At 57.4% G+C, this 22,955-nt stretch carries 14 protein-coding genes and 1 tRNA gene; 9 read left to right on the plus strand and 6 right to left on the minus strand.

Going from position 1 to position 22,955, the window contains the following annotated elements; genetic code table 11:
- Positions 1 to 59: 59 nt before the first annotated feature.
- Positions 60 to 1,385, plus strand: coding sequence for a glutamate-1-semialdehyde 2,1-aminomutase (hemL, locus tag ABD982_RS03285; protein WP_345444704.1), 1,326 nt, complete (start codon positions 60 to 62; stop codon positions 1,383 to 1,385).
- Between the two features lie 256 nt (positions 1,386 to 1,641).
- On the opposite strand, the gene ABD982_RS03290 is transcribed toward hemL, so the two are convergent.
- Both ABD982_RS03290 and ABD982_RS03295 read right to left on the minus strand, forming a co-directional pair.
- On the minus strand, positions 1,642 to 2,973 hold the full coding sequence (locus tag ABD982_RS03290) for a threonine/serine exporter family protein (protein ID WP_345444707.1): 1,332 nt from the start codon (positions 2,971 to 2,973) through the stop codon (positions 1,642 to 1,644).
- A 40-nt stretch (positions 2,974 to 3,013) separates the two neighbouring features.
- Positions 3,014 to 3,703 carry a 3'-5' exonuclease gene (locus ABD982_RS03295; RefSeq protein ID WP_345444710.1) on the minus strand — a complete coding sequence of 230 codons (690 nt, stop codon included), beginning with the start codon at positions 3,701 to 3,703 and terminating at the stop codon, positions 3,014 to 3,016.
- A 120-nt stretch (positions 3,704 to 3,823) separates the two neighbouring features.
- Between ABD982_RS03295 and ABD982_RS03300 the strand changes: the two genes are divergently transcribed.
- Positions 3,824 to 7,321, plus strand: coding sequence for a PD-(D/E)XK nuclease family protein (locus ABD982_RS03300; protein ID WP_345444713.1), 3,498 nt, complete (start codon positions 3,824 to 3,826; stop codon positions 7,319 to 7,321).
- 8 nt (positions 7,322 to 7,329) lie between these two features.
- Positions 7,330 to 11,043, plus strand: a complete 3,714-nt coding sequence (locus ABD982_RS03305) for an ATP-dependent helicase (protein WP_345444715.1) — start codon at positions 7,330 to 7,332, stop codon at positions 11,041 to 11,043.
- A gap of 147 nt (positions 11,044 to 11,190) precedes the next feature.
- Here ABD982_RS03305 and ABD982_RS03310 read toward each other — a convergent pair whose 3' ends face one another.
- Both ABD982_RS03310 and ABD982_RS03315 read right to left on the minus strand, forming a co-directional pair.
- Positions 11,191 to 11,328: a hypothetical protein gene (locus tag ABD982_RS03310; protein ID WP_345444717.1), complete on the minus strand. Its 138-nt coding sequence runs from the start codon at positions 11,326 to 11,328 to the stop codon at positions 11,191 to 11,193.
- 54 nt (positions 11,329 to 11,382) lie between these two features.
- Positions 11,383 to 12,375, minus strand: coding sequence for a phosphotransferase (locus ABD982_RS03315; RefSeq protein WP_345444720.1), 993 nt, complete (start codon positions 12,373 to 12,375; stop codon positions 11,383 to 11,385).
- A 37-nt stretch (positions 12,376 to 12,412) separates the two neighbouring features.
- Between ABD982_RS03315 and nudC the strand changes: the two genes are divergently transcribed.
- The 3 genes from nudC (at position 12,413) to ABD982_RS03330 (ending at position 16,005) form a co-directional block, all read left to right on the plus strand.
- On the plus strand, positions 12,413 to 13,570 hold the full coding sequence (gene nudC / locus ABD982_RS03320; RefSeq protein ID WP_345444723.1) for an NAD(+) diphosphatase: 1,158 nt from the start codon (positions 12,413 to 12,415) through the stop codon (positions 13,568 to 13,570).
- Between the two features lie 84 nt (positions 13,571 to 13,654).
- Positions 13,655 to 15,442 (plus strand): ATP-dependent helicase, encoded by a 1,788-nt coding sequence (locus ABD982_RS03325; protein ID WP_345445765.1) that lies wholly within the window; start codon positions 13,655 to 13,657, stop codon positions 15,440 to 15,442.
- Positions 15,442 to 16,005, plus strand: a complete 564-nt coding sequence (locus tag ABD982_RS03330; protein WP_251379084.1) for a M48 metallopeptidase family protein — start codon at positions 15,442 to 15,444, stop codon at positions 16,003 to 16,005. The genes ABD982_RS03325 and ABD982_RS03330 overlap by 1 nt, the downstream gene beginning before the upstream one ends.
- 100 nt (positions 16,006 to 16,105) lie before the next feature.
- Here ABD982_RS03330 and ABD982_RS03335 read toward each other — a convergent pair whose 3' ends face one another.
- Positions 16,106 to 17,503: a zinc-dependent metalloprotease gene (locus ABD982_RS03335; protein WP_345444727.1), complete on the minus strand. Its 1,398-nt coding sequence runs from the start codon at positions 17,501 to 17,503 to the stop codon at positions 16,106 to 16,108.
- 218 nt (positions 17,504 to 17,721) lie between these two features.
- On the opposite strand from ABD982_RS03335, the gene ABD982_RS03340 reads away from it, so the two are divergent.
- The 3 genes from ABD982_RS03340 (at position 17,722) to ABD982_RS03350 (ending at position 22,355) form a co-directional block, all read left to right on the plus strand.
- Complete coding sequence (locus tag ABD982_RS03340; RefSeq protein ID WP_345444730.1) at positions 17,722 to 18,804, plus strand: YlbL family protein; 1,083 nt, start codon at positions 17,722 to 17,724, stop codon at positions 18,802 to 18,804.
- Positions 18,805 to 19,047: 243 nt separating this feature from the next.
- Positions 19,048 to 22,074: a UPF0182 family membrane protein gene (locus ABD982_RS03345; protein ID WP_345445767.1), complete on the plus strand. Its 3,027-nt coding sequence runs from the start codon at positions 19,048 to 19,050 to the stop codon at positions 22,072 to 22,074.
- Between the two features lie 204 nt (positions 22,075 to 22,278).
- Positions 22,279 to 22,355 (plus strand) — tRNA-Met (locus tag ABD982_RS03350).
- Positions 22,356 to 22,497: 142 nt separating this feature from the next.
- Here the strand turns inward: ABD982_RS03350 and ABD982_RS03355 are convergent.
- On the minus strand, positions 22,498 to 22,938 hold the full coding sequence (locus ABD982_RS03355) for a hypothetical protein (RefSeq protein ID WP_345444732.1): 441 nt from the start codon (positions 22,936 to 22,938) through the stop codon (positions 22,498 to 22,500).
- Between the last annotated feature and the right edge of the window lie 17 nt (positions 22,939 to 22,955).

The raw sequence follows: 22,955 nt of genomic DNA on the forward strand, positions 1-22,955 counted from the left end.
TTTTCTCTTGACCTCTGGGCAGGTATATCACCTGCTGTACCACTGAAAGGTTCCCTACCATGACTGTTTCAGAAGATCTCTTCGCCCGCTCCGCCAAGGTTATTCCTGGCGGTGTTAACTCCCCGGTACGTGCCTTCAACTCTGTGGGCGGCACCCCCGCCTTCATGGTGGAAGCCCAAGGCCCCTACCTAACCGATGCAGACGGTCGCAGCTATGTTGACCTGGTCTGCTCCTGGGGTCCGGCACTCCTGGGCCACAAGCACCCCGGCGTGATTGAGGCTGTACACGCTGCCGTTGAACACGGGCTCTCCTTTGGCGCCTCCACTGTTGCTGAAACCGAACTGGCTGAACTGGTAGTGGACCGTATCAATGCCGCTATTCCTGGAGCCATCGACCAGATCCGTATGGTCTCTACCGGTACCGAGGCAACCATGACCGCCATTCGCCTAGCACGCGGTTACACCGGCCGCGACAAGATCATTAAGTTCGCAGGCTGCTACCATGGCCACGTGGATGCCCTGCTCTCTGAGGCTGGCTCGGGTGTTGCCACTCTCTCCCTGCCCGGTTCTGCGGGGGTCACCGCAGCTACGGCGGCCGAGACCATCGTCCTGCCCTACAACGATGAGGACGCTGTACGCGCGGCTTTCGCAGCCCACCCCGGTGAGATTGCAGCTATCATCACCGAGGCTGCTCCCTGCAACATGGGTGTGGTTCCTCCTGCTCCCGGGTTCAATAAATTCCTGAGCCAGGTCACCAAGGAGAACGGAGCCCTTTTTATCTTTGATGAGGTGCTGACCGGTTTCCGTGTTTCATCTGCCGGTTACTGGGGCTTCGCTGCCCCAGAGGGTGGCAACTGGGTCCCCGACCTCTTCACCTTCGGCAAGGTCATTGGCGGCGGTATGCCGATGGCTGCTCTGGGCGGCAAGCGTCAGGTCATGGAGTACCTGGCACCCACCGGCCCCGTCTACCAGGCGGGCACCCTCTCGGGTAACCCCATCGCTATGGCAGCTGGTCTGGCAACCCTCAAGGCAGCGGACGCCAGTGTCTATCGAGCTATCGACCAGCGTTCAGCCCAGTTGCAGGCCGAGCTGAAGAGCGCCTTTGATGCAGCGGGCGTGGATCATTCCATCCAGACTGCTGGCAACCTCTTCTCGGTTGCTTTCGGAACTAGCCAGGCGGGGGTACATAACTACGCTGATATTAAGGCGTCGCAGACCTTCCGCTACAACGCCTTCTTCCACTCCATGCTGAACTCCGGTGTCTACCTGCCGCCCAGTGCTTTTGAAGCGTGGTTCCTCTCGGCTTCCCACGATGACGCCGCTATGGACCTCATCTTCTCGGCCCTGCCGGACGCCGCGCAGGCAGCAGCTGCAGCTACCGCCTAAAAGGGAGAGGCTTAGCGCCTTTTAACTTCACATCACAGTAGACGCACTTGCTTCTTGATCAGCTCAATCGTTGGCAGGAAGTAGGTGCGCCTGCTTTTTATCATCACTATCTCTGTAAGATAGTGAGTGGAAGATTACACGATTTTAGAAAAACGTGGGTCCATTTGATGCAATTTATCGGTCTGATGCTGCCGGGGCACATCGAAAGACCCCGGGTTTTTGCTTGCTCCCCAACAGTCCTTAGGGAGTTGGGAGCCTAACGGGTGTGGCCGGTCGGCAGGCTGGCGACGTCCTGGGTGTCGCGGTCGTAACGCCAATCGGGGTCCATGAGTAGACGTGAGAAAGCCAGCCCCATACCTAGCGCCATAAAGATGAAGAGCACCTGTACAAAGCTCTCCAACGCCGCAGCGATGTTCCCGTTGGAAAAATGTGCCATGGACATATAGAAACTGACACCCGGGACCATGGTCACAACCGCCGGCACCGAGAGAGAGACGCGGGAGACGCGGCGTCCAAAAGCGGGGGCAAGAATCTCAGACAGCACCCCGGCAGCAAAAACAGCGGTTGCAACCGCCAGATGGGGTGCCCACCCCGCCTCCACCCACCAGATACGAGCCGGGTTCACACCGGCGGCAATCACCCCGGCCCAGAAGCAGGCAAGAGGGGAGGCAGAGAAAAGCATGGCGAAGCCGAAAGCTGCTACGAAGGACGCCACCACCTGCGCTAGTACCAGTAACCAGGTAGCAAGATGAGGTGCCGCAGCCTGCTCTAAGGGCAAATCAAAGGCTGTGGACACCAGCCAGACAGCGCAGGAGGCGGACACCAACAGCAGCATAACGTAGGTCAGCCGGTTGATACCGGCGGCAAAGTCCATGCGGAAAAGATCTAAGAGCCCGGTCACCAGAGGAAAGCCGGGCACCAGGTAGAGCACCGACGATATAAAGCCCACCAGGTGGTTATCGCCAATGAGCCCAGGGGCAATAAGAACGCTCATAGCACCAACATAAAGGCCCGCTGACAATAGGCCGCAAAGTAACCAGATTGCTGCATGGTTCATCCCCTGGTGCGCGAGCGTGGAGCGTAGTAGCTGGCCAGTGAAGGCAGCGAGCAATACTACAGCGCACTCGATGATGCCGCCCCTGTTGAGGAAGGCAAAGCCTGCGCAGGCAAAAGCAGCTGCTAGGGCTAGGAGCCAGGGAGGGTAGAGGGGCTTTTCAGCGCCGATGCGATCCAGGGTAGCGCTGGCCTGTACCGGGTTGATGTGCTCGGGTAGGGAGGAAACAAAGTCGCCCAGCACATCAATTTTGAAGGCGTTAATACCTTTGATACGAGTCTCGGCAACCTCGGTGCGAAAGTTGTTCCCCGAATAAGAGGTCGTAGAGATCTCGGTAAAGCTAATCTGGGCGTGGTGCTCATCCAGCCCCACTGCTCTTGCAAGGCGTGACATGGAGGACTTAACCCTGTAGGCAGAGGCCCCAGACTGCATGAGCAACAGGCCAAGTTTCATTACTACTGCTGATTGGTCCATCAGCAGGCGGTGCTCGCTGGGGGTTGAACCCCTGTAGGCGGCGCTGATGGTGTCGTTCATGGTGCCCTCACAGGTCTAAGAAAGGTATGCGGCTTTAATCCTACTCGCCCGTACGCACCGGCCATTCACCATTAATGTCAGCCTGTTTGCCAATGCGGTCAAAGTATTCCTGTAGCTCTTTGGCCTGCTCAGCAGCCCAGGTAATTTGGGCTTTGTGCAGGTCAGCAGCAGGTTGCTCAATCTCGTCGTATTCCAGGCTCATGGCGGTCAGCAGGCGCTCGGCTGCCAGAGCGTCGTCCTTCGAAGTGTGAGCGTTTTCAAGTTTTACGCCATATTCGCCGGCAAGAACTTCTAGGGTGCGTTTGCCCTTTTTGAACTTGTGCACGTGCTTGTTAATAACAAGAGGATCAAGCACGGGGTGGCAGGTGAGCGGCTGGTAACCGTAGCGGGCCAGCTCGTGGTGCATGACAGAGAAATCGTAGGCAGCGTTGAAAGCAATCACGGGCACCCCGTCCGCGAAGAGACCTCCCAGCGCCATCGCTACCTCGTAGGCAACCTTCGCTGCAGGCTGACCATGCTCACGAGCGTACTCGGTGGTGATGCCGTGCACTGCGGCTGCTTGGGCAGGGATTTCAATACCGGGATCAGCCAACCATTCACCGGCGCGCAGTACCTGCCCGTCGGCGTCCACCAAGACCAGGGATGCCGTGACAATGCGAGCTGTAGCGGGATCAATGCCGGTGGTTTCGAGGTCGAAAGTGGCGCGGGGCAGGTCTGTCCATGAAGTCATACCTCGATAGTAGCCTTTGGCAACAGATGATAAAAAATATTCTTTGCGCTTTAGTGCACAATGCTTAAAGTGTCAGTCCCTTGTGATGGAATGATGGGGTAGAGCCAAAGGAGAGCACCGATGACCGCTGAACACCTTCATGGAGCAAAACAGCCTGCCCGTCTTCTCTTGGGTGCGCCGGGCACGGGTAAAACCGAGCGTCTGCTGCGTGCAGCCCAGGAGTTTTTGGACAGCGGAGCTGACCCTGCTCGCCTGCTGGTGCTGACCCCTTCGAGGGTCTCTGCCACTCGCTTCCGCGAGGAGCTTTCATCACGTATCTCCGCTACCGTTTCTACTGCTCCGGTGCGTGCCTGGCAGGCCTACGCTTTTGACCTGTTGCGGCGGGCGCATGTGGGTGGCTACCTGCCGGGGGTCGAATTTTCCCCCAAACTATTGAGCGGTCCCGAGCAGGATGTTCTGATTAGAGAACTTCTGGAAGGGCACCGTCAGGGGCATGGCACTAGCCTGACTTGGCCCCAGGACCTGCGTGAGGCGCTGGGCACCAAGGGTTTTAGGCACGAGGTGCGAGATTTCTTTGACCGCCTGGCAGAACATGACCTTTCAGCTGCTGCGGTGCAGGAGCTGGGGCAGCAGACAGGGCGCTCCGAATGGGTGGCGGTGGGCAAGCTCTATGCCGAGTACCGGCAGATTCGTGCCCTGCGAGCACCCCAGGCATTTGACGCCGCTGCCCTTATTCATGAGGCGGTTAAGGTTCTGCTGGCTCATCCTGAGTTTTTGGCGGCCGAACGGTCTCGGTTTGAGGTGGTGCTGGTGGATGATGTCCAGGAGCTAACTCCCTCTATTTACCGACTGCTCTCTGCACTGGTGGGTAGGTCGTTGGATGATCTGTTAAGTCATAGCCGCAGTTCGTTGCAGGGGATGGACGAACAAACCGCAGAGCACCTTGCCTCAGCTTTTAGTGCCGCACCCCGTGTGATGTTGGCCTGTTGCACAGATACCGTGGTGCAGGGCTTCCGCGGCGCGGTACCCCAGCTAGCGTCCGGGCTGACTGCCATGATGGGGGAGCTGGTTCAAGAGCAACTAACAGTCTCTTACCGAATGCCAGAGGCCGTAGCCAGCAGTTGGGCTGCCGTAGTCAGCCGCCTGCCTGCCGTCCCCGGTGCGGTGCACCCGCGTCAGCTTTCATTTACTTCACGGCAGGTTGAAGGTGATCAAGCTTTGCTTCCTCTGGGGGACGACGGAGCCCTGCTTGACCCTGAAAAAGCGGCAGATCCTCATCCCGCGGTCTTGGGGTTGACCGTCGAAAGTTCCCAGCACGAGAGCCGCCTGCTGGGGCAGATGATTTTAGAGGACCACCTCTACCGGGGCAGGTCCTACCGGCGCTCTGCCATCATTGTGCGCAACGGTTCGGATGTCACCCGGATTAAGAGAGCGCTTACCGGGTTGGGTGTGCCCGTGCAAACAGCAGCTTCTATTACCCCGGTGCGCGATGAACCAGCAGCTCGCCCTTTCCTCGATGCCCTGGGGCTCCTGCTTCATACCAGGTCGCTGGGAGAATCCCCTGAGACTGTCTCCACAGAGGACCAAGCGTCGGCTGAAGGTCGGAACCAACTTACCGAAACGGGGGAGGTCTCACCCTTCATCCCGGCGCCGGGTTCTGCTTGGGGTCTTGGAGTTGATACAGCGCTGTCTCTACTCACTTCCCGTCTGGGTGGAGCCAGCACCGCTGAAATTCGCCGTCTGCGTCAGCATCTACGTGCCGCTGATCTGCGAGCAGGGAGGGGGCGTAACAGCGATGAGTTGCTGGTTGAAGCCCTGATTCACCCCGAGCTGCTACCCACCAGCGGGGCGGGTAGGGCCGCTAGCAGACTGGCATCTGTCCTCAAAGCAGGCAATATCGCACTGGATCAACCGGGTGCGACCGCTGAAACAGTGCTTTGGGCGCTCTGGGAGGCGTCCGGTCTAGCTGCTGAATGGAAGAAACTAGCCGCTGGTACCGGAACAGCTGCAGATCGTGCTAACCGTGATATTGACGCTATGATTGGGCTCTTTGAGGCCGCAGAACGCTACACCGACCAGATGCCCGGTGCCACTGCCGAGCAGTTCCTCACCTACATTGATGCCCAAGACCTGCCCATGGATACTTTGGCAGAACGCACTGGCAACCGAGATGCGGTAGAAATTATGACCCCAGCCTTGGCCGCCGGTAGGCAGTGGGAGACGGTCTATATCGCTGGCTTGCAAGAAGGCACGTGGCCTAACACCACCGTGCGTGGTTCTCTGCTAGGAACCCAAGATCTGGTTGATCTGGCGACCGGTGCTACACCTGGTTCCGGGCGGCTCCTAGAACGTCTCAAAGAAACCCGCTTTGATGAGTTCCGTATGTTTTCCACCGCCGTCTCCCGTGCCAGCTACCGCGTGGTCTGTACAGCGGTCTCGTCCGCCGACGAGGCAGCCAGCGAACTGCTCGATATCTTCGTCCCGGCCCTCGGCGGCGAACGGTCTAACACCGAGGTGCGCCGGCCAATGACCCTGCGCTCACTTATTGCGGAGTTGCGTCAGTGGGCTGAAAGCCAGCATATCTCGCCCAGCAAGGCAGATGCCGCGGCCCGTTTGCTCAACCGCCTGAGTAACACAGAGAACACCGCTGGTCTGGGGTTACCCGGCGTAAACCCTGCTCATTGGTGGGGCCTTTTACCGCTATCGTCTTCAACCCCTGCCTTCGAGGGGGATGGACCGGTGCCGATTTCGCCGTCCCAACTAGAGAAGATCCACCGCTCACCTCTAGACTGGTTCGTCTCAGCCTCTAAAGCTGAAGCTGCTACAGACGCATCACGTTCATTAGGCACACTTATTCACTCTATTTGTGAGGACTTCCCGGATGCCCCTGGCCACCAGTTGCGAGAGGAGCTTCACCGACGGCTCCCCACCCTGGGGTTACCGGACACCTGGGAGAGCCGCAAGACCATCGAACGGGCTGAGCAGATGGTCTCAAAGTTCGCCAGCTACGTGGCTGAACTGCCCGGTAAAGGACGCGAGCTCGTGGGAGTTGAAGGTTCCTTTACCGTGTTGGTGCCGGGCCCTGCCCGGGACGCCCTGCTTTCGGGCCGGGTTGACCGCATTGAAAAAGATCAGCTGGGGAGGTTCATCATCATTGACCTCAAAACTGGTAAGTCTAAGCCTTCGAAAGCTGACCTTGAAAAACACCCCCAGCTCGCGGCCTACCAGGTGGCTCTCGAAGCAGGCGCTGGCCAGCTCATGCAAAAAGCCCTCACGCAGGACCAAGCAGAGCAAGAGCATTCTTCCGACCAGCGTCCTGACGGCTCTGCTAGCCGAGAAACCCTGGAATTCACCGGTCTACGCGAGCTCTCAGGCGGAGCCCTGCTGCTACAGATTGGCGACAGCACTAAGAGCTACGGTGAACAGGCGCAGGCTCCCCTCGATACTGATAGCGCATGGGCAGTAGAACTCATTAACCGGGCCGCAGAACTCATTGCCGGTGAGCAACTACAAGCTCGTCATGCGGGTGGCGGCGCCTTTGGTATTGGCTGTGCTCTGCCCGATATCTGCCCGCTATGCTCCCGCGGCAGGCAAATAACCGTCCGCTCGGCCCTCTAAGGAACAAGATGATGACTACTTCCCTCCCTGATAGCCAGCACCCCTACCTGACTCCAGAGCAGATTGCTGATGCCCTGGGCCGGCCCCGCCCTACCCCCGAACAGTCTGAGATTATCTCAGCACCCCTCACTCCGCGTCTGGTGGTGGCTGGTGCAGGTTCGGGTAAAACAGCGACCATGGTGGATCGAGTGGTCTGGCTGGTGGCTAATGGGCTGGTGCGTGCGGACCAGGTGCTGGGTGTTACCTTCACCCGTAAGGCCGCCGGTGAGCTACGCGAGCGTATGCGCGGGCGTCTAGAAGATTTGCGCCGGCAGAACCTGGTGCGCCAGGTGCCAGGTGCGCAAAACGAACCGGTGGGTGACCCTGTAGTATCGACCTACCATTCCTACGCAAATTCTCTGGTAGCCGCCTACGGTTTGCGCATCGGCATTGAGGATGACGCACAGATGCTAGGTGGCGCTCAGGCCTGGCAGCTGGTAGCGCAGTTGGTAGAGCACTACGATGGAAAGCTACCTGAAAAAGAGGTTGCAAAATCAACCATGGTCAGCTCGGTCTTACAGCTCTCAGGCGAGTGCGCTGAGCATCTGGTGACCCCTCAACAAGTCAGTGACTGGTGCCAGGAGCAAATCCAACGAATTCAAGGGTTAGGCAAGCCCACGGGTAAGGGTGCAACTGCTGAACAGCGCACTCTTGTTCAGGGGCTGGAACTGCGCATTTTCTATGCTGAGCTGGTGAAGCGCTATTCCCAGATCAAACGCAGAATGCAGGTCATGGACTACGGTGATCTTATTGCCTGCGCCGCTCGAATCGCCAAGGAGGTCCCGCTAGCCGCGGCTACAGAGCGTGAACGATTTGCGGTGGTGCTCCTGGACGAATTTCAGGACACCTCCCATGCCCAGATGCAGCTTTTCTCTGATCTGTATGGAGCCAGAAACGGTGCTGCAGAACATCCGGTCATGGCAGTGGGCGACCCCAAACAATCCATCTATGGTTTCCGTGGCGCCTCAGATGGCCAACTCTTTAGCTTCTATAACTTCTTCCCCACCGCTGACCGCACCGCCCGCTATCTGACGGTTGCCTGGCGCAACGACACCGCTATTTTGGCGGCTGCTAACGCCAACGCAGCCCCGCTGGCTCTGCAGCCCGATTGGGTTCGTTCACAGCATTCCATCGAAGTACCCCACTTAGTGCCACGTCCCGATCCGGGTAGTGGCCGGGTTGAAATAGGGGAGTACCTGACCGATCGGGAAGAAGCTGAGGTTATCGCTCAAAAAATTGCGCAGCAACGAGAGCCCTTCGCGCACCGTCCCCTAGCCGAGATGCCCACTATGGCCGTACTGTGCAAAAAGAGAGCCCAAATGGAACCTCTGCGGGAGGTCTTCGAGGCCAAGGGCGTGCCCTACCAGGTGGTTGGTTTGGGCGGTTTGCTGGATACCCCTGAGATTGTTGATACCGTCGCGGTTTTGCGGGTGCTCTCAGATCCGGGGCGATCTGACGCGCTGATGAGACTGCTGTCCGGCGCTCGCTGGCGCCTGGGGGTCAGTGATCTGCTGGCCTTCGCCGACTGGGCGGGGGCACTCAAGCAACAACGCGAGTATGAGATTCGTTTTGGTATCACCGGTGAGGCAGCTGCCCTGCGCGTAGAACAAGAAACCCTCGATGAGCTTGATGAGGTACGTTCACGGGGGCTCAGCAGTAGACAGGACATCACCCGGCTTAAAGAAGCCGAGCGAGCCAGGGGTAATGAGCGCTACCGCCGTATTCTAGATTCTGCTGCCCCCGATATTTCAGACGGGGCGTCACTGGTTGAGGCTCTTGAAAATCTTCCCCCTGAGGGCTGGGTCAGCGCCCGCACCGGTCGGTCATTGACTCATGCGGCTCGTGGCCGTCTGCAGGCACTAGCAGCAGAAATTAATTATCTGCGTCAGTTCACCTCCGATGACCTTTCAACCCTTCTTTATGAAATTGAGCGCACCATGCTGCTAGATATTGAGCTGGCTGCTCGCCCCGGCGTCCGCTCGCACGCAGCCCGGCAGCACCTGGATGCTTTCCATGGGGTCGCAGCCACCTACGAGTCCAGCGCCCCGCGCATCAACGCTCTCTTGCTGGCCGCAGCTAATGGTCTTGATGCTGATGAAGCTGAAGAAACCGTGCGTTTTTCGCTGACTGCCACCGGCGCATCAGCTAGCGGTATCAGCGGTTTTTTGGCCTGGCTGGATGCCGCTGCCGCTGAAGAAGGTGGGCTGGATATGGCGGTGGAGGCACCGCGCCATGATGCGGTGCAGTTGCTCACCGTGCATGCTTCTAAGGGTTTAGAGTGGGACCATGTCTATATTCCCGGCGTAGCTGCCGGTGAATTCCCTGATGGTAAGGATGAACGCTGGACTAAGAAGGGGGATACCCTGCCTTGGCCATTGCGCGGGGATGCCAATTATCTGCCGCCCTGGCGCGATAACTTTGAGAACCTTAAGGACTTCGGCGAATTTATGGGCGTTATGAAGGAGCAGGCCGTTGAACACAGGGTAGTCGAGGAACGCCGGCTCGCCTACGTGGGCTTCACCCGGGCGCGGTCTCTGCTGGTGCTGACCAGCTCATCCTGGAAGGGCACCGGGGCTAAACCACGTCAGGTCTCAGACTTCCTGCAAGAGTTACTTGATCTAGGTCAGGACTTGGCGAGTGCCGGTCACCAGAACGCCGCCCAGCTACTAGCGCGCGTTGATGAGGCTCAGCTTGAAGCCGGTAACCCTCAATCAGCCACACTACTCACTGCCCTCTGGCCCTTTGACCCCTTTAACGGGCCAGAAATCCGTAGCTGGTCTTCCTTAGAAGATTTGGAAACTGCCGGGGTGGAAGAAGTCAGCGGCACCAGCACTTCTGACGCTGGGCTGGGCCCAGATGGAGAAGCGGCTCCTCGGCTTACTCCGCGTCAGAGGGTTGAGCGCGCTGCGACTAACGTCTTACAAGGCGGGCTAGAGCCACGAGAGCTATCCGAGGTCCCCGCCGATCGCAACGCCCAAGAGACCGCTGATATCGAAGACTGGGAAGAAGAGACAAGGCTGCTGCTTGAACTCTTGCGCGCTCCGGCCGATCAACAGGAGTTTGAGCTACCGCAACACATTTCAGCTTCCCTTTTGGTTCAGCTAGCGCAGAACCCTGAGGCGGTGATCGATAACCTGCAGCGCCCCATGCCCCAGCGCCCCGGCATCGCAGCCCGTCAGGGAACCCTCTTTCATACCTGGGTTGAAGAACACTACGGTCAGAGTGCCATGCTGGATGTGGGGGAGGAAGACTTTGCCGATGATGACACCGCCGAAGAGCTTGATTTGCCCGCCCTGCGCGAGAATTTCCTGGCAAGCCGTTGGGCGGACGAAGTGCCGTGGGCTATAGAGTATCCGCTGGAAACACCGGTCGAGGGTGTGACCGTCCGCGGTCGCGTGGACGCGATCTTCCGCACCACCGATACGGACGGTACTGAAAAGTGGGAGCTGGTGGACTGGAAGACCGGCAGGGTCCCTTCAAAGAAGGAGCTGAAAAGCCGTGCCCTTCAGCTGGGGCTCTACCGCATCGGCTTTGCTCGCTTGCACAAGATTGAGCCAGCGAATATCAGCGCTAGCTTCTTCTACGCTGCTGAGGGCAACGAAGTAAGGATTGAGGAGTTAGCAACCGAAGAGGAAATCGCTGGTGTGTTAAAGAAAGCCCGTCGCCAGGCGGCACAGCTCTAGAGGGCAAAATTCAAGGCTGAGTACCGGGTGAAGGCGCCACTGAAGGTAACCTCTGGGGAAGGGCTAGTAGGGCTAGCGCGGCTCCCTGGGCAAAGGTGGCTACGGTGCCGGTAGTGCCCCAGAGAAGAGCGGGGATCAGAATGTAGATTATGCTTCTGCCTCCAGAAGCTTGATAGCCTGCTGGCGGGCCTCACCGAAAAGCGCCGGGTCCTCCTGTAGACCCGCGCGGGCTATAGCGCCTTCCCAGAGGAAACTGAGCTGGTGAAAAACTGCAGGGTAAAACAAACCCCGCCCCTTTCCGACACGAAAGGGGCGGGGTAAGAGGTGAGAAAGTAATCTTTAGAAGTCGTCCGAGATTTTCTCGGGCAGTTGCTGAACTGGCTGGGGCTCAAGTACCCCCACCTCGCGCAGTTCAGCCTCCAGGCTGCTGAGCATCGAAACCGCCTCTGACACCATCACACGGTCTTCAAGCTCAACCCCACGAATCAGCCACTGAGCTAAGCCAAACTCAGCATAAAGGTTGGCGCGGGATTCTAGGTGTTCGTCGGGTTGCTGAGGCATCTGGTTGCGGTAGAGATCAAAAATGCGATCGCGGAAGTCAGTATCTGAGCAGGCAAAAAGCCAGGAGAAATCTTGGGCAGGGTCACCTACACAGACCTCCGACCAGCCGGTTACCTCAACAATGGTTTTCTTATCAATCACCAGGTTATCTTCGTTGAGATCCCCATGGATGACCCGGGGGCGGAACTGCCAGAGGGAAACATCATTGAGCTGCTTTTCCCAGCGTTCTAACAGACCTGAGGGTACCTTGCCAGTTGCTACGGCGCGGTCCAATTCAGCGAGACGGCGCTCGCGAATCTGTTCACCGGTATAAACAGGTAAGTCTGCTTCTTCTACGATGGTTTCGGGGAAGACGTGCACGGTGGCGATGGCCCCGGCGATAGCTTCTGCAATATCGGTTTTGCCACCGCGGGTGCCGTAGCTAATATCTGCTAACTCATCAATATCGACCGGCGCACCGGGATTATGAGAGTAGATAAAAGTTTGCAGCCCGCCTTGGGGTACCGATCCGACGATGGTGGGTACCAAAAAGGGGAGGCGGGCGCGCAGACCCGGTGAGAAGGATTGAAGGATCATGTGCTCCGCTTCAAGGCGCACGCTAGCTTCTGGATTTTTGGGGGCACGTACGCGCCAACGTTTGTCGGCGGAGTCAATAATGATCGCTGAATCAAAGTCTACGGTGTCATCAGCTGACGGGAGGGCGGCTACAGGGTAGAGCCCTGGCACGCCAGCTGATACGATTGCGGCAAGTTGAAGCGGTGTCGAAGTCACACTTCCAGGGTACAAGAGATAAAGGGGCATAGACCCGATGAATGCCGAAAATATGATGAATCTGTCGCTGACGGGGCATTTTTCGCCCCTGGGCCGTCTACCTTTTGTGTCGCATCGTCTCTCCCAGCAGGGGAGCGTGCGGGATGAACCAGGGTTCTTGGCGACGGTAGTGGGGCAGTTGGTGGACGGCGGGCTGCCGGCTACTGCGGCTGACTCCGGGAAGCTCTACCCCTGGGAGCACCTGCCACTGGTGCTAGCAGTGGACCGTGACAGGGTGCTGGTGCAAAACAGGGGAGACGGGCAGCCTCCCGAACCCTTGAACCTTGCGGCGCACTACGGCCTGCAGGCTGAGCACTGGCATGACTACGCAGCTACCGATAGCCACCACACCGCCTATCTTGTCTTTGCTGGTGTACTGGCTCTAGATGATGGGGATGCCCCGGTCCTTGCGCTGACCGGTGACTTTGAATATTTTTTGGACCTCGGGCACCAACCCCTGAACCTGCAAGGCTTCGATCAGCAGGAACAGTCCGTGGCAGACGTCCTGGCCGCTCAAACCGGCGGGCAGTGGGAGCTGATCCGAGACTATGCCGCCTACGGCTATGAGGGGAGCGGCTTGGCTTTCGCCTGGGGCCAGCCTCTGGCAGCTGTTGCTTCCCTGGCCAATTGGCACGGTTCCCACAAGTTTGACCCCGCCACCGGAGAGCCCACCCTTTCCATACGCGCAGGTTGGGCGCGGGTGACCCAGAGCGGCCGGGAACTTTTCCCTCGCACCGACCCTGCCGTCATTACAGTGGTCACCGCTGAGGTGGGAGGAGAGGAAAAAATTCTGCTCGGCCAGGCAAGAGCTTGGGGTGCTGGGCTCTTTTCTACTTTTGCTGGTTTTGTAGAGGGTGGGGAGTCCTTGGAGGACGCGGTGATGAGGGAGGTCTGGGAAGAAAACGGTGGGCGCGTGGTCGGCATGGCTTATCTGGGTTCCCAGCCCTGGCCTTTTCCCCGTTCACTCATGTGTGGTTACATCGCAGTCATTGATAATCCGGAGCAGGTGAAAGCTGACGGCGCCGAAATAGAGACCATCCGGTGGTTCACCCGCCAGGAGCTCATCGCCGCCTACACGCATCAAGAAGTTCAGCTACCTGGCCGAAGCTCGATATCCCGCCGTCTGATTGAACACTGGCTGGGGAAAGCCCTGTAAACGGTAGACTGGTTGACTGCCCCGTCTACCCAAGGAGTCCTCGTGCTAGAAATTGATCGTCTGCGTGCTGAGCCCATTGAGCTAATGCAGCGGAGCGCTGATTCTATCCTTGAGGGCCTTGACCCGGAGCAGCGCCGGGTGGCCACCGAAATATCCGGCCCCATGTGCGTGTTAGCAGGTGCGGGTACTGGTAAGACCCGGGCGATTACCCACCGCATTGCTTACGGCATTGCCATCGGCCGCTACAACCCCCGCAGTGTTCTAGCGCTGACCTTTACTACTCGGGCGGCAGAAGAAATGAAGGTGCGCCTGCGCGCTTTGGGCGCAGTGGGTGTGGTGGCCCGCACCTTCCATTCGGCTGCTCTGGCCCAGCTAAAGTATTTTTGGCCGCAGGCAATTGGCGGCTCAACGCCTGAAATCCTCAAAAATAAAGCCCAGTTCATCATTGAATCTGCTAGGCGCCTGGGCCTGGGCACGGATCGCGCGATAGTGAGAGACTTAGCAGCTGAAATTGAGTGGGCTAAGGTTTCCATGCTGACACCTGACACCCTGATGCCAAACCTCGCTCACCGGGAGTTGCCAGCGGATATTACCCCCATTGATATGGTGCGTCTCTTCCGTACCTATGAGGAGCTCAAAGACGAACGCAACGTCATCGACTTTGAAGATATCCTCTTACTGACCATCGCCATTATTGAAGAGAACCCGCAGATCGCTGCCCAAATTCACCAACAGTACCGGCACTTTGTGGTGGATGAATACCAGGACGTCTCGCCCCTGCAACAACGACTACTGGATGCCTGGCTAGGGCAGCGCGATGATATCTGCGTAGTGGGTGATGCCTCCCAGACGATTTACTCTTTTGCCGGGGCCACCAGCCGCCACCTGCTTGATTTCCCCCGCCGCTTTGAAGGCGCAACGGTAGTCAAATTGATTCGCGCCTACCGCTCAACACCCCAAGTGGTTCAGCTGGCTAACCGCCTGCTGGCAGCGCGCCGGGTGCAGCCTGACTCTACCCGCTTCTCTTGGGCGCCGCCCCTTGAACTCAAGTCCCAACGTCCGGGTGGGCCTGAGGCCGCCTGGTTTGGTTATGCAGATGATGAGCAAGAAGCTGCCGGTATCGCCGAGGACATCAGAGATTATATCGAGAAGGACGGCGTGCCAGCAGCTGAGATCGCTGTGCTTTACCGTACCAATGGACAGTCGGCCGCACTAGAACAAGCCCTGAACGATGCGGGAATTAAATACCAGCTACGCGGGGCTGAAAAATTCTTTGACCGAGCTGAAGTGCGCGCTGCCCTGAGCATGCTGCAAGGAGCTGCCAAGGGCGCGGACTCCGCTGAGAGTGTGCCGGAACTAGTACGAGATAACCTCAAATCACTGGGGTGGTCAGAGAAAGCCCCAGAGCGCAGCGGCCAGGTGCGTCAACGGTGGGAATCCTTGGAGACCCTAGTGGCTCTAGCTGACCGTCTCACCCACGAGAGGGAGCAGCAGCGCCAGCAGGCAACAACAAATGATGCTGCTGAATTGCCCCCCGAACTCACCATTTACGAGTTCGTGGCGGTGCTCTTCCAACGCTCCACCCAGCGAGATGCCCCCTCCATGAACGGGGTAACTCTGGCCTCCCTGCACTCTGCCAAGGGTCTGGAATGGGATGCCGTCTTCCTCTGCGGTCTTAATGAGGGGCTGATGCCCATCTCGTTCGCCAAGACTAGCGACGCGGTCGATGAGGAACGCCGCCTCTTTTACGTAGGTATCACCCGTGCCCGCAAATACTTGACCTTTACCTGGTCGCGCTCGCGCACCCCCGGGGGGCGCAGTGGCCGGCAACGGTCCCGCTTTATTAACGATATTGCCCCCAAGGGAGTCTAATGGCCTCATCAGTCCAGATCATTGAGGCGGGGGAGGGGCGCCCCGAAATTGAGGTGGTGCGTTCAGTGCGGCGTAGGCGCACGGTGCAAGCACAGCCGCTGGATGATGGGCGGATACGACTTTTGGTACCCGCTACGAGTAGCCAGGCCGATGTCAGGGACTACATAGAGAAACTCCTACCCAAGGTTCAAGCGCGCAGAGCCCGCAAGGAAGCTACCCTTCAGCAGGTCACCTCTGATGACTTCTTGAGCGGACGAACCGCTCAGCTTCGCGCTCAATATCTGCCGGAGTGCCCAGAACCTGCGTCCGTGCGTTGGGTAAGTAACCAGAAACAGCAGTGGGGTTCGGCTACCCCCGCCCAGCTCAGTATTCGAATATCCGATGTCTTACAGGGGGCACCCATCTATGCCCTAGACGCTGTACTTTTTCACGAACTCTGCCACCTGCTCGAAGCTAACCACAGCCCCCGCTTTAGGGCGTTAGAAGCTCGCTACCCGCAGCTTGAAAAAGCACGAGCCTTCCTGGAGGGCGTTACATTCGGCCAGCGGGGTAAGGCTAGTTAGGTAAAAGGCGCACAGGGCCTCTGTCCGATAGCACCTTGAACCGTTGGTTATCGAACAGAGGCTCCTTATTTACCCGTCATATGACGCTTTCCAGTAAGGGCTAGTCTTGGCCGGAGCTATCGTCTTCAGCCCCGGGCTTTTCATCGTAGCCGCCGGAGAGTAGTTTTTCGAGGGCTGCGTCGAACTCGTCTTCGCTGGCGTTGATCAGAGCTCGGCGTGAGATGAAACCTTCGGGGTCATCAAGGTCCTCGCTGGTAGGTAGCGTTTCGGGTGCTGCCCAGAGACCGTCGCGAGCCTCAAAGCCGTGGGCTTCTTCGTAGGAGCGCCAGAAACCCAGAGCTTCGCGCATTTTGCGGGGGCGGAGCTCCAACCCAACGAGCTGGGAGAAGGCATGCTCAGCAGGGCCGCCAGTAGCACGGCGTCGTGCCATGGTTTCAGCCAGCTGGACTGCCATGGGCAGGTTCGTAGTGGCTTCTTCGGTGATGAGGGTGACCCACCCTTCGATGAGGGCTAGCAGAGTTTCGAGGCGGTCTAGAGCCAGCTGCTGATCCTCTGTGTTCTGAGGCTTGAACATGTCACCGCTGAAAGCTGCCATCATTTCTTCGGGATTGGTGGGGTCAATCTCAATCTCTGAGGCGGCTTCCTGCATCCGTTCAATATCAACGTGGATGCCGCGTGAGTAGCGTTTGATCAGTTCAATAATGTCTTCGCGCAACCAGGGGTTAGCTTTATGCAAACGGGTGAGGGCCGCTTCACGCACCGCCAGGTAGAGCATAATTTCCTGAGCAGGAATCTCAAGCCCCTCACCAAAAGCAGCAATACCGCCGGGGAGCAGGGCCGAGCGTCCTGGAGCCAGGGGGATGCCGATATCGGTGGAGGAGACAACTTCACCGGCGAGCTGGCCGGTGGCTTGACCCACCTGCATGCCGAACATCATGCCGCCTATTCCGGCAAAGATGTTGCCCCCGCCCAGCATGCCTTTAATTTCTTCGGGCATCTGGGTCTGAATGGAGGTGTTCATGGCGGTAGAAACCGAAGACGCCACGGGTCCAGCAATTTCTTTCCAGGTGTCAAAGGAGTTCTCTAACCATTCTGCCTTAGACCATGCTTCAGCGTTGAAGGCGGGCCGATCGAAGGCGGTGACGGGGTCGAGCCAGAGGTCGGCTAGGGCGGCTGCATCGCGAACAGCGCCTTGCTGATTAGATGTCATGGACGGGTCAGAGCCTGCGGTAATCACCTGCCGGGCGTGCTGCTGAGCTAGGTCCCAGTTAACCGGTTCATCGGTGGGCTGGGCATTCATCATGGCGTTAACCTGCGCGAAGATGCCAGAAAGCATCGCGGGGTCGATGGGCATCCCCATATTTTTCATGGCATCGGGGTCAAAAGCACCGTTAGCTCCCATACCCATAGCGTTGGGATCGAAGCCTGATTCTTGAAGTTTTCTGAAGAATTCTTCCATGGGGTCATTGCCGGAGTTACCAAATGGATTGTTGGTCATGCTCTGCCTCGCTTGTTGGGTAGGGGCGCAGCCCGAGCTGCACGGTTCTTCTACCAGCCTACTTGCTCAGCCCTCCAACTGCCTCGTAGTTTAGCCCTGGGCGAGTGGGAGTCTGCTGTGTAAATAGTGGGTGCCGAGTAAGGGAAAGCGACAGAGATACTGGCCTAGAGATCGCTGCGCGGTAGGGGCAGGGTTAGTTTGCTTGTAGGCTATTGCTTATGGTTTTTCCTCAGAAGGTTATAAAGAGCGGGGTCCCTGCACCCCGCGCCGATTTGCGCAGGGTTAGTGCTTGGGCAACTCTGGCATTGGTGGCTGTTTCTTTTGTGGTGCCGGCTAACTTTGTGACCGAGCAGCCAGGCCCCACCTTTAATACCATCGGTGACTTTAATGAGAAGCAACTCATTGAGATTGAGGACGCAGAGACCTACCCGGTCAGTGGTGCTCTAGATATGACCACGGTATCCGTAGCTGGTGGGCCTAACTCAACGGTAGGAGCCTTGAATGTACTTTCAGCCTGGCTGAGTGATTCGGGCTCTGTGTTGCCCAGCGACCTCATGTATGCCCCCACCGTGACCAACGAACAAGTCAGTCAGCGTAATTCGGCGGAGATGACCAATTCTCAGGAGGTAGCTCAAGCGGCAGCGCTTACCTATCTCGGTGAAGATTTTACCGAGCATCTCACGGTTTCCGGGGTGGCTGAGGGTGGTCCTAGCGAGGGCCTGATTGAGGAGCAGGATGTTATTCTGCGGGTTGATGGTGCTAACCTAGATGGTTTTGAAAGCCTGACAGAAGCAATTAATAAGCCCCAGGGAGCGGCTGTGACCGTCACCGTTCGGAGGGATGGAGCGGAACGGGATTTCACTATCACCCCCATCTATAACGAAGAAAACGATAGCTATCTTTTGGGGCTCTATCTGGCACGCAGCTTTGACTTTCCGCTGACCGTTAACTACGGCTTAGAGGAAGTTGGTGGTCCCTCTGCTGGCCTGATGTTTGCCCTCGGTATTATTGATGAACTCACCGAGGGTGAGATGACCGGGGGAGAACACTTCGCCGGTACTGGCACCATTGACACGGATGGGGCCGTAGGCGGTATTGGAGGTATCGCGCAAAAGATGCGGGGCGCCTCGGAGGCGGGGGCTACCGTCTTTCTTGCACCCGCTGAGAACTGTGATGAAGTGGTGGGTCGAGTACCCGCGGGGCTGAGCGTGGTGAAGGTAGAGACGCTCACTGATGCTGTGGAGGCAGTAGAGCAGATTGGCAAGGGTTCAGATCCGGCGACCTTCCCCACCTGCTCCTAAAGACCAGAGGGCTGAGGTTTTCTCTCCATCTGCTAGCTGAATGTTACCTTTCACCTCGAAACCACCTGTTTTCTTTGGCAGAATGGTGCCTAATACCTTGAACCGTTTCACTACGGTTCAGTTATTTATGTAGCCGCTCAATCTGCGGCGCACCATTACAATACCGAAGGAACATGTGTGAGTACCGGAAGCACCGCTAACACCTCTTCACGCGCTCCTCGGCGTAGAAATAAACCCCTCTTGATGACAGCCGCTATCGTTGCGGTTGCCATCGTAGTTTTTGTTTTTGCTAGCCAGGTGTACACCGACGTCCTCTGGTACAACCAGCTGGGCTACCTCAAGGTGTTCATCACTGAGAATCTCACCCGCATTATCATTTTTGCTGGAGTGGCTCTGATTTCAGGGTTAGCGATTTGGGCAAGCCTCTTCTACGCTTACAAGCGCGGCGAACTGCAAACTCCCAACCCTAAGCGTTATCAACAGCGTGGCCCCAGGGTTGACGCTGATGGCAACCCTTTGCCCGATCCCTACGCTGATTTCCAAGAAATGTTCAATCAGAACATGGCACGCTACCGCGATAGCGTTGATTCGATGCGTAAGGTGCTGTTGATTGCAGTGCCTCTACTCCTGGGTGCTTTTATTGGTACCGGGGCCATGTCCCAGTGGGAGACCGTTCTCCTTTTCTTCAACGGTGAAAGCTTCGGTGCCACCGATGCCGAGTTCGGTATTGATCTGGGTTTCTTTATGTTCACCCTGCCCTTCCTGAACCTGTTGACCGGTATTCTGCGCACTATCGTCATTTTTTCAGCGATGGCGGCTCTGGTTATGCACTACTTCTACGGTGGCATCCTGGTGCACGAAAAGGGTATTACTACGACTAAGGCCTTCCGCCAGCACTTCGCTATTTTAGGTGGCATCTTCTTGTTGCTGACTGCCGCTGTGCTCTGGCTGGACCGTTACAACGCTACACAGGACCAGTCCGGTTCTTGGGCTGGCGCTATGTACAGTGACGTAAACTCCATCATTCCGGTCAAGGCCATTCTCGCTATTGCGGCTCTGTTGGTCGCGGTTCTCTTTGTCGTGACAGCCATCAACGGTAATTGGCGTCTTCCCATGATTGGTACTGCGGTGCTGGTTATTGCTTCGCTGGTTGCTGGTAGCCTCTACCCCTGGATCGTTCAGCGTTTCCAGGTGGTACCTAACGAACAGGCCGCTGAAGAACCTTACATCCAGCGCAATATTGACGCTACCCGCGCTGCTTACGGTCTGGATGCCATCGAGGTCACTAATTATGACGCGAAAACCTCCACCGCCGCTGGCACCCTATCGGGTGAAAGTGAGACTATCTCGAACATTCGCCTCCTCGATCCCAACGTGGTTTCCGGAGCTTTCGCGCAGTTGCAGCAGTTCCGCCCCTACTACCAGTTTGGGCAGAACCTCTCAGTGGACCGCTACGATATTGACGGCACCCCCACGGATACCGTTATTGCTGCCCGTGAGCTGAACCCTGCGCAGAACTCCGGTTCATCCTGGGTTAACCAGCACGTGGTCTACACCCACGGTTACGGCGTTATCGCAGCTTACGGCAACCAGGTAGAGGCCGACGGCAAGCCCAAGTTCATCCAGTCCGGCATCCAGGCAACCGGTGAGATTAGCGAGAGCTATGAGCCCCGTATCTACTTCGGTGAGTCATCCCCCGACTACTCCATTGTTGGTGGAACCTCTGAGGATGAGCCGCTAGAGCTTGACCGCCCGCAGACCACTGACGATGAGAGCGGCACGGACGCCAAGTACACCTTCAGCGGTAACGGCGGGCCTAACATCGGTAACCCCTTTAACCGTCTTGCCTACGCTATCAAGTACCAGTCATCTGACATTCTGCTTTCTGATGCGGTGCGTCCTGAATCCCAGATTCTCTACGACCGCAACCCCTCTGAGCGTGTTCAGAAGGTAGCCCCCTACCTGACTGTGGATGGCAACCCTTACCCCGCGATTGTTGATGATCAGGTGGTTTGGATTGTTGATGCTTACACCACCAGCAACCAGTACCCCTACTCCCAGTCAGCTGAGCTTGATAACGCAACCGCTGACTCTGACACTGCCACCGGTGTTGCCCAGGCGTTGCCCAGCGAGCGGGTGAACTATATCCGTAACTCGGTGAAGGCAACGGTCAATGCTTACGATGGTTCGGTCAAACTCTATGCCTGGGATGACGAAGACCCTGTATTGAAGTCTTGGCAGAAGGTATTCCCCGAGACGGTCAAGCCTTATAGCGAAATGAGCGCTTCACTGATTGATCATGTGCGTTACCCTCAGGATCTCTTCAAGGTTCAGCGTGAGGTGCTCAACGCCTATCACGTGACTCGGGCTAATAGCCTCTATGCCGGTGATGATCTGTGGTCTATTCCTAACGACCCCACCAATGACAGTGGGCAGCCGCTGCCGCCTTACTACATATCTCTGCAGATGCCAGGGGAAGATTCAGCTAACTTCTCACTGACTACCTCCTTTATTCCGCAGCAGTCAGATAGCAACACACGTAACGTCATGTACGGCTTCTTGTCTGCTAATGGTGATGCTGGCACCGGTCAGGACGGCGAGAAACACGAGAACTACGGAAAGCTATCCTTGCTGGAGCTTCCCCGCTCGTCAGTTGTCCCTGGCCCCGGGCAGGCTCAGAACGTCTTTGACTCTGATACAACGGTCTCTACCGAGCTGAACCTGCTGCGTACCGGTGCGTCATCGGTGATCAACGGTAACCTGCTGACTCTGCCCGTGGGTGACGGTATTCTCTACGTCCAGCCTGTTTATGTTCAGTCATCGGGCGACGCTGCCTACCCGTCACTACGCCGCGTATTGGTTGGCTTCGGTGAGAATGTGGGCTTCGCTCCCACACTTGACGAGGCGCTGAACGAGTTGTTTGGTGGTTCTTCTGGTGCTGAAACCGCTGCGGACGCCGGTGTGAATGAGGCTGAAGCTGCTGAGGCAACTGACACTGAAGCTGCTGATACCGACTCTTCAGCCTCAGCGCCTAGTGATGCTGCAGGTCTGCAGGGTGCTCTTGAGGACGCTCAGAGCGCCATGGAAGATGCCGATGAGGCTATGAAGAATGGTGACTGGGCTGCCTATGGTGAAGCTCAGAATCGTCTGAATGACGCTCTTCAGCGGGCTCTTGAGGCTGACGGTGTTGAAGGCACGGTTGCTTCTCAGCCTGCAAGCGGTGCGAGCGCTTCGGCACTGGCAACTGCCAGCGCAGGGGCTGACCGCTAGCGATCAGGCCCCTGGCTCATTGAGGGGGCTGGAGCTAAACACAAGGGTGCTGCCCTCCCGTAAGGGGGAGGGCAGCACCCTTTTGGGTTTTCTGCTGATGGTGGTGCCCCTTGCTGCTAATACCCTGTGTTTTGAGGGGTCGGTCACAAATAGGCCTCTTGACTTGCGCAGTGCCTGCGGGGTGCGTATAGTTATATAAGTCGCCGCGGGGTGGAGCAGTTCGGTAGCTCGCCGGGCTCATAACCCGGAGGTCAGAGGTTCAAATCCTCTCCCCGCAACCAAGACGAAAAGCGTCTCACGAAAGTGAGGCGCTTTTCTTTTTAACTATATGCGCCGATGAGGGCGAGAAAAAACCTGCAATCGGTACTGGGGGGGGGGCACCGATTGCAGGTCTATACCGTGTAAACAGCGATCTTGAAGGCTTTAGTCGGCCTGGGCCATCTGGGAAAATGTTTTCTGCTCTTCAAAGAGTGCTTTACGTAAGCTGTTGGCAAAACCAGCGGGGATGCGTGTAAAGCGGTGAGCACCACCGCCTAAGGATAGAGTATGGCCTGCCAGTGGCTGGTAGGACAGGCGTGCGTTCTCAAGACTATCGAGGTCTAGCGAAACTGAATAGCCGGATTGAAAGCTGTTTTTTGTGATCAGCAGACGCTGGTTGGTCACGAAAAGAACTGAATCCCCAAAGCCAGAAAAGCGTCCGGGGGCAATTTCTAAGACAGTCTCGCGGCCGAGGAGTGAATCAGCCATGTGCAACGCCTTTGGCAGATTCTTCAGCTGTTTCTGATGAGATGAATGGTGGGAGAAGACCTGATTCAGGGAGGGGGAGTCGAAGGTTTCATTGACCCAGTTTTTGAATTTCATCATGGTTAGTCCTTTGTGGG

The organism is Rothia endophytica (assembly GCF_039543885.1).
GTDB lineage: Bacteria > Actinomycetota > Actinomycetes > Actinomycetales > Micrococcaceae > Rothia > Rothia endophytica.

Bases quoted from the DNA above. Each gene is read 5' to 3' on its own strand.
- hemL (WP_345444704.1), top strand. From the start codon at position 60: ATGACTGTTTCAGAAGATCTCTTCGCCCGCTCCGCCAAGGTTATTCCT.
- ABD982_RS03290 (WP_345444707.1), bottom strand. From the start codon at position 2,973: ATGAACGACACCATCAGCGCCGCCTACAGGGGTTCAACCCCCAGCGAG.
- ABD982_RS03295 (WP_345444710.1), bottom strand. From the start codon at position 3,703: ATGACTTCATGGACAGACCTGCCCCGCGCCACTTTCGACCTCGAAACC.
- ABD982_RS03300 (WP_345444713.1), top strand. From the start codon at position 3,824: ATGACCGCTGAACACCTTCATGGAGCAAAACAGCCTGCCCGTCTTCTC.
- ABD982_RS03305 (WP_345444715.1), top strand. From the start codon at position 7,330: ATGATGACTACTTCCCTCCCTGATAGCCAGCACCCCTACCTGACTCCA.
- nudC (WP_345444723.1), top strand. From the start codon at position 12,413: ATGAATGCCGAAAATATGATGAATCTGTCGCTGACGGGGCATTTTTCG.
- ABD982_RS03325 (WP_345445765.1), top strand. From the start codon at position 13,655: ATGCAGCGGAGCGCTGATTCTATCCTTGAGGGCCTTGACCCGGAGCAG.
- ABD982_RS03330 (WP_251379084.1), top strand. From the start codon at position 15,442: ATGGCCTCATCAGTCCAGATCATTGAGGCGGGGGAGGGGCGCCCCGAA.
- ABD982_RS03335 (WP_345444727.1), bottom strand. From the start codon at position 17,503: ATGACCAACAATCCATTTGGTAACTCCGGCAATGACCCCATGGAAGAA.
- ABD982_RS03340 (WP_345444730.1), top strand. From the start codon at position 17,722: ATGGTTTTTCCTCAGAAGGTTATAAAGAGCGGGGTCCCTGCACCCCGC.
- ABD982_RS03345 (WP_345445767.1), top strand. From the start codon at position 19,048: ATGACAGCCGCTATCGTTGCGGTTGCCATCGTAGTTTTTGTTTTTGCT.
- ABD982_RS03355 (WP_345444732.1), bottom strand. From the start codon at position 22,938: ATGATGAAATTCAAAAACTGGGTCAATGAAACCTTCGACTCCCCCTCC.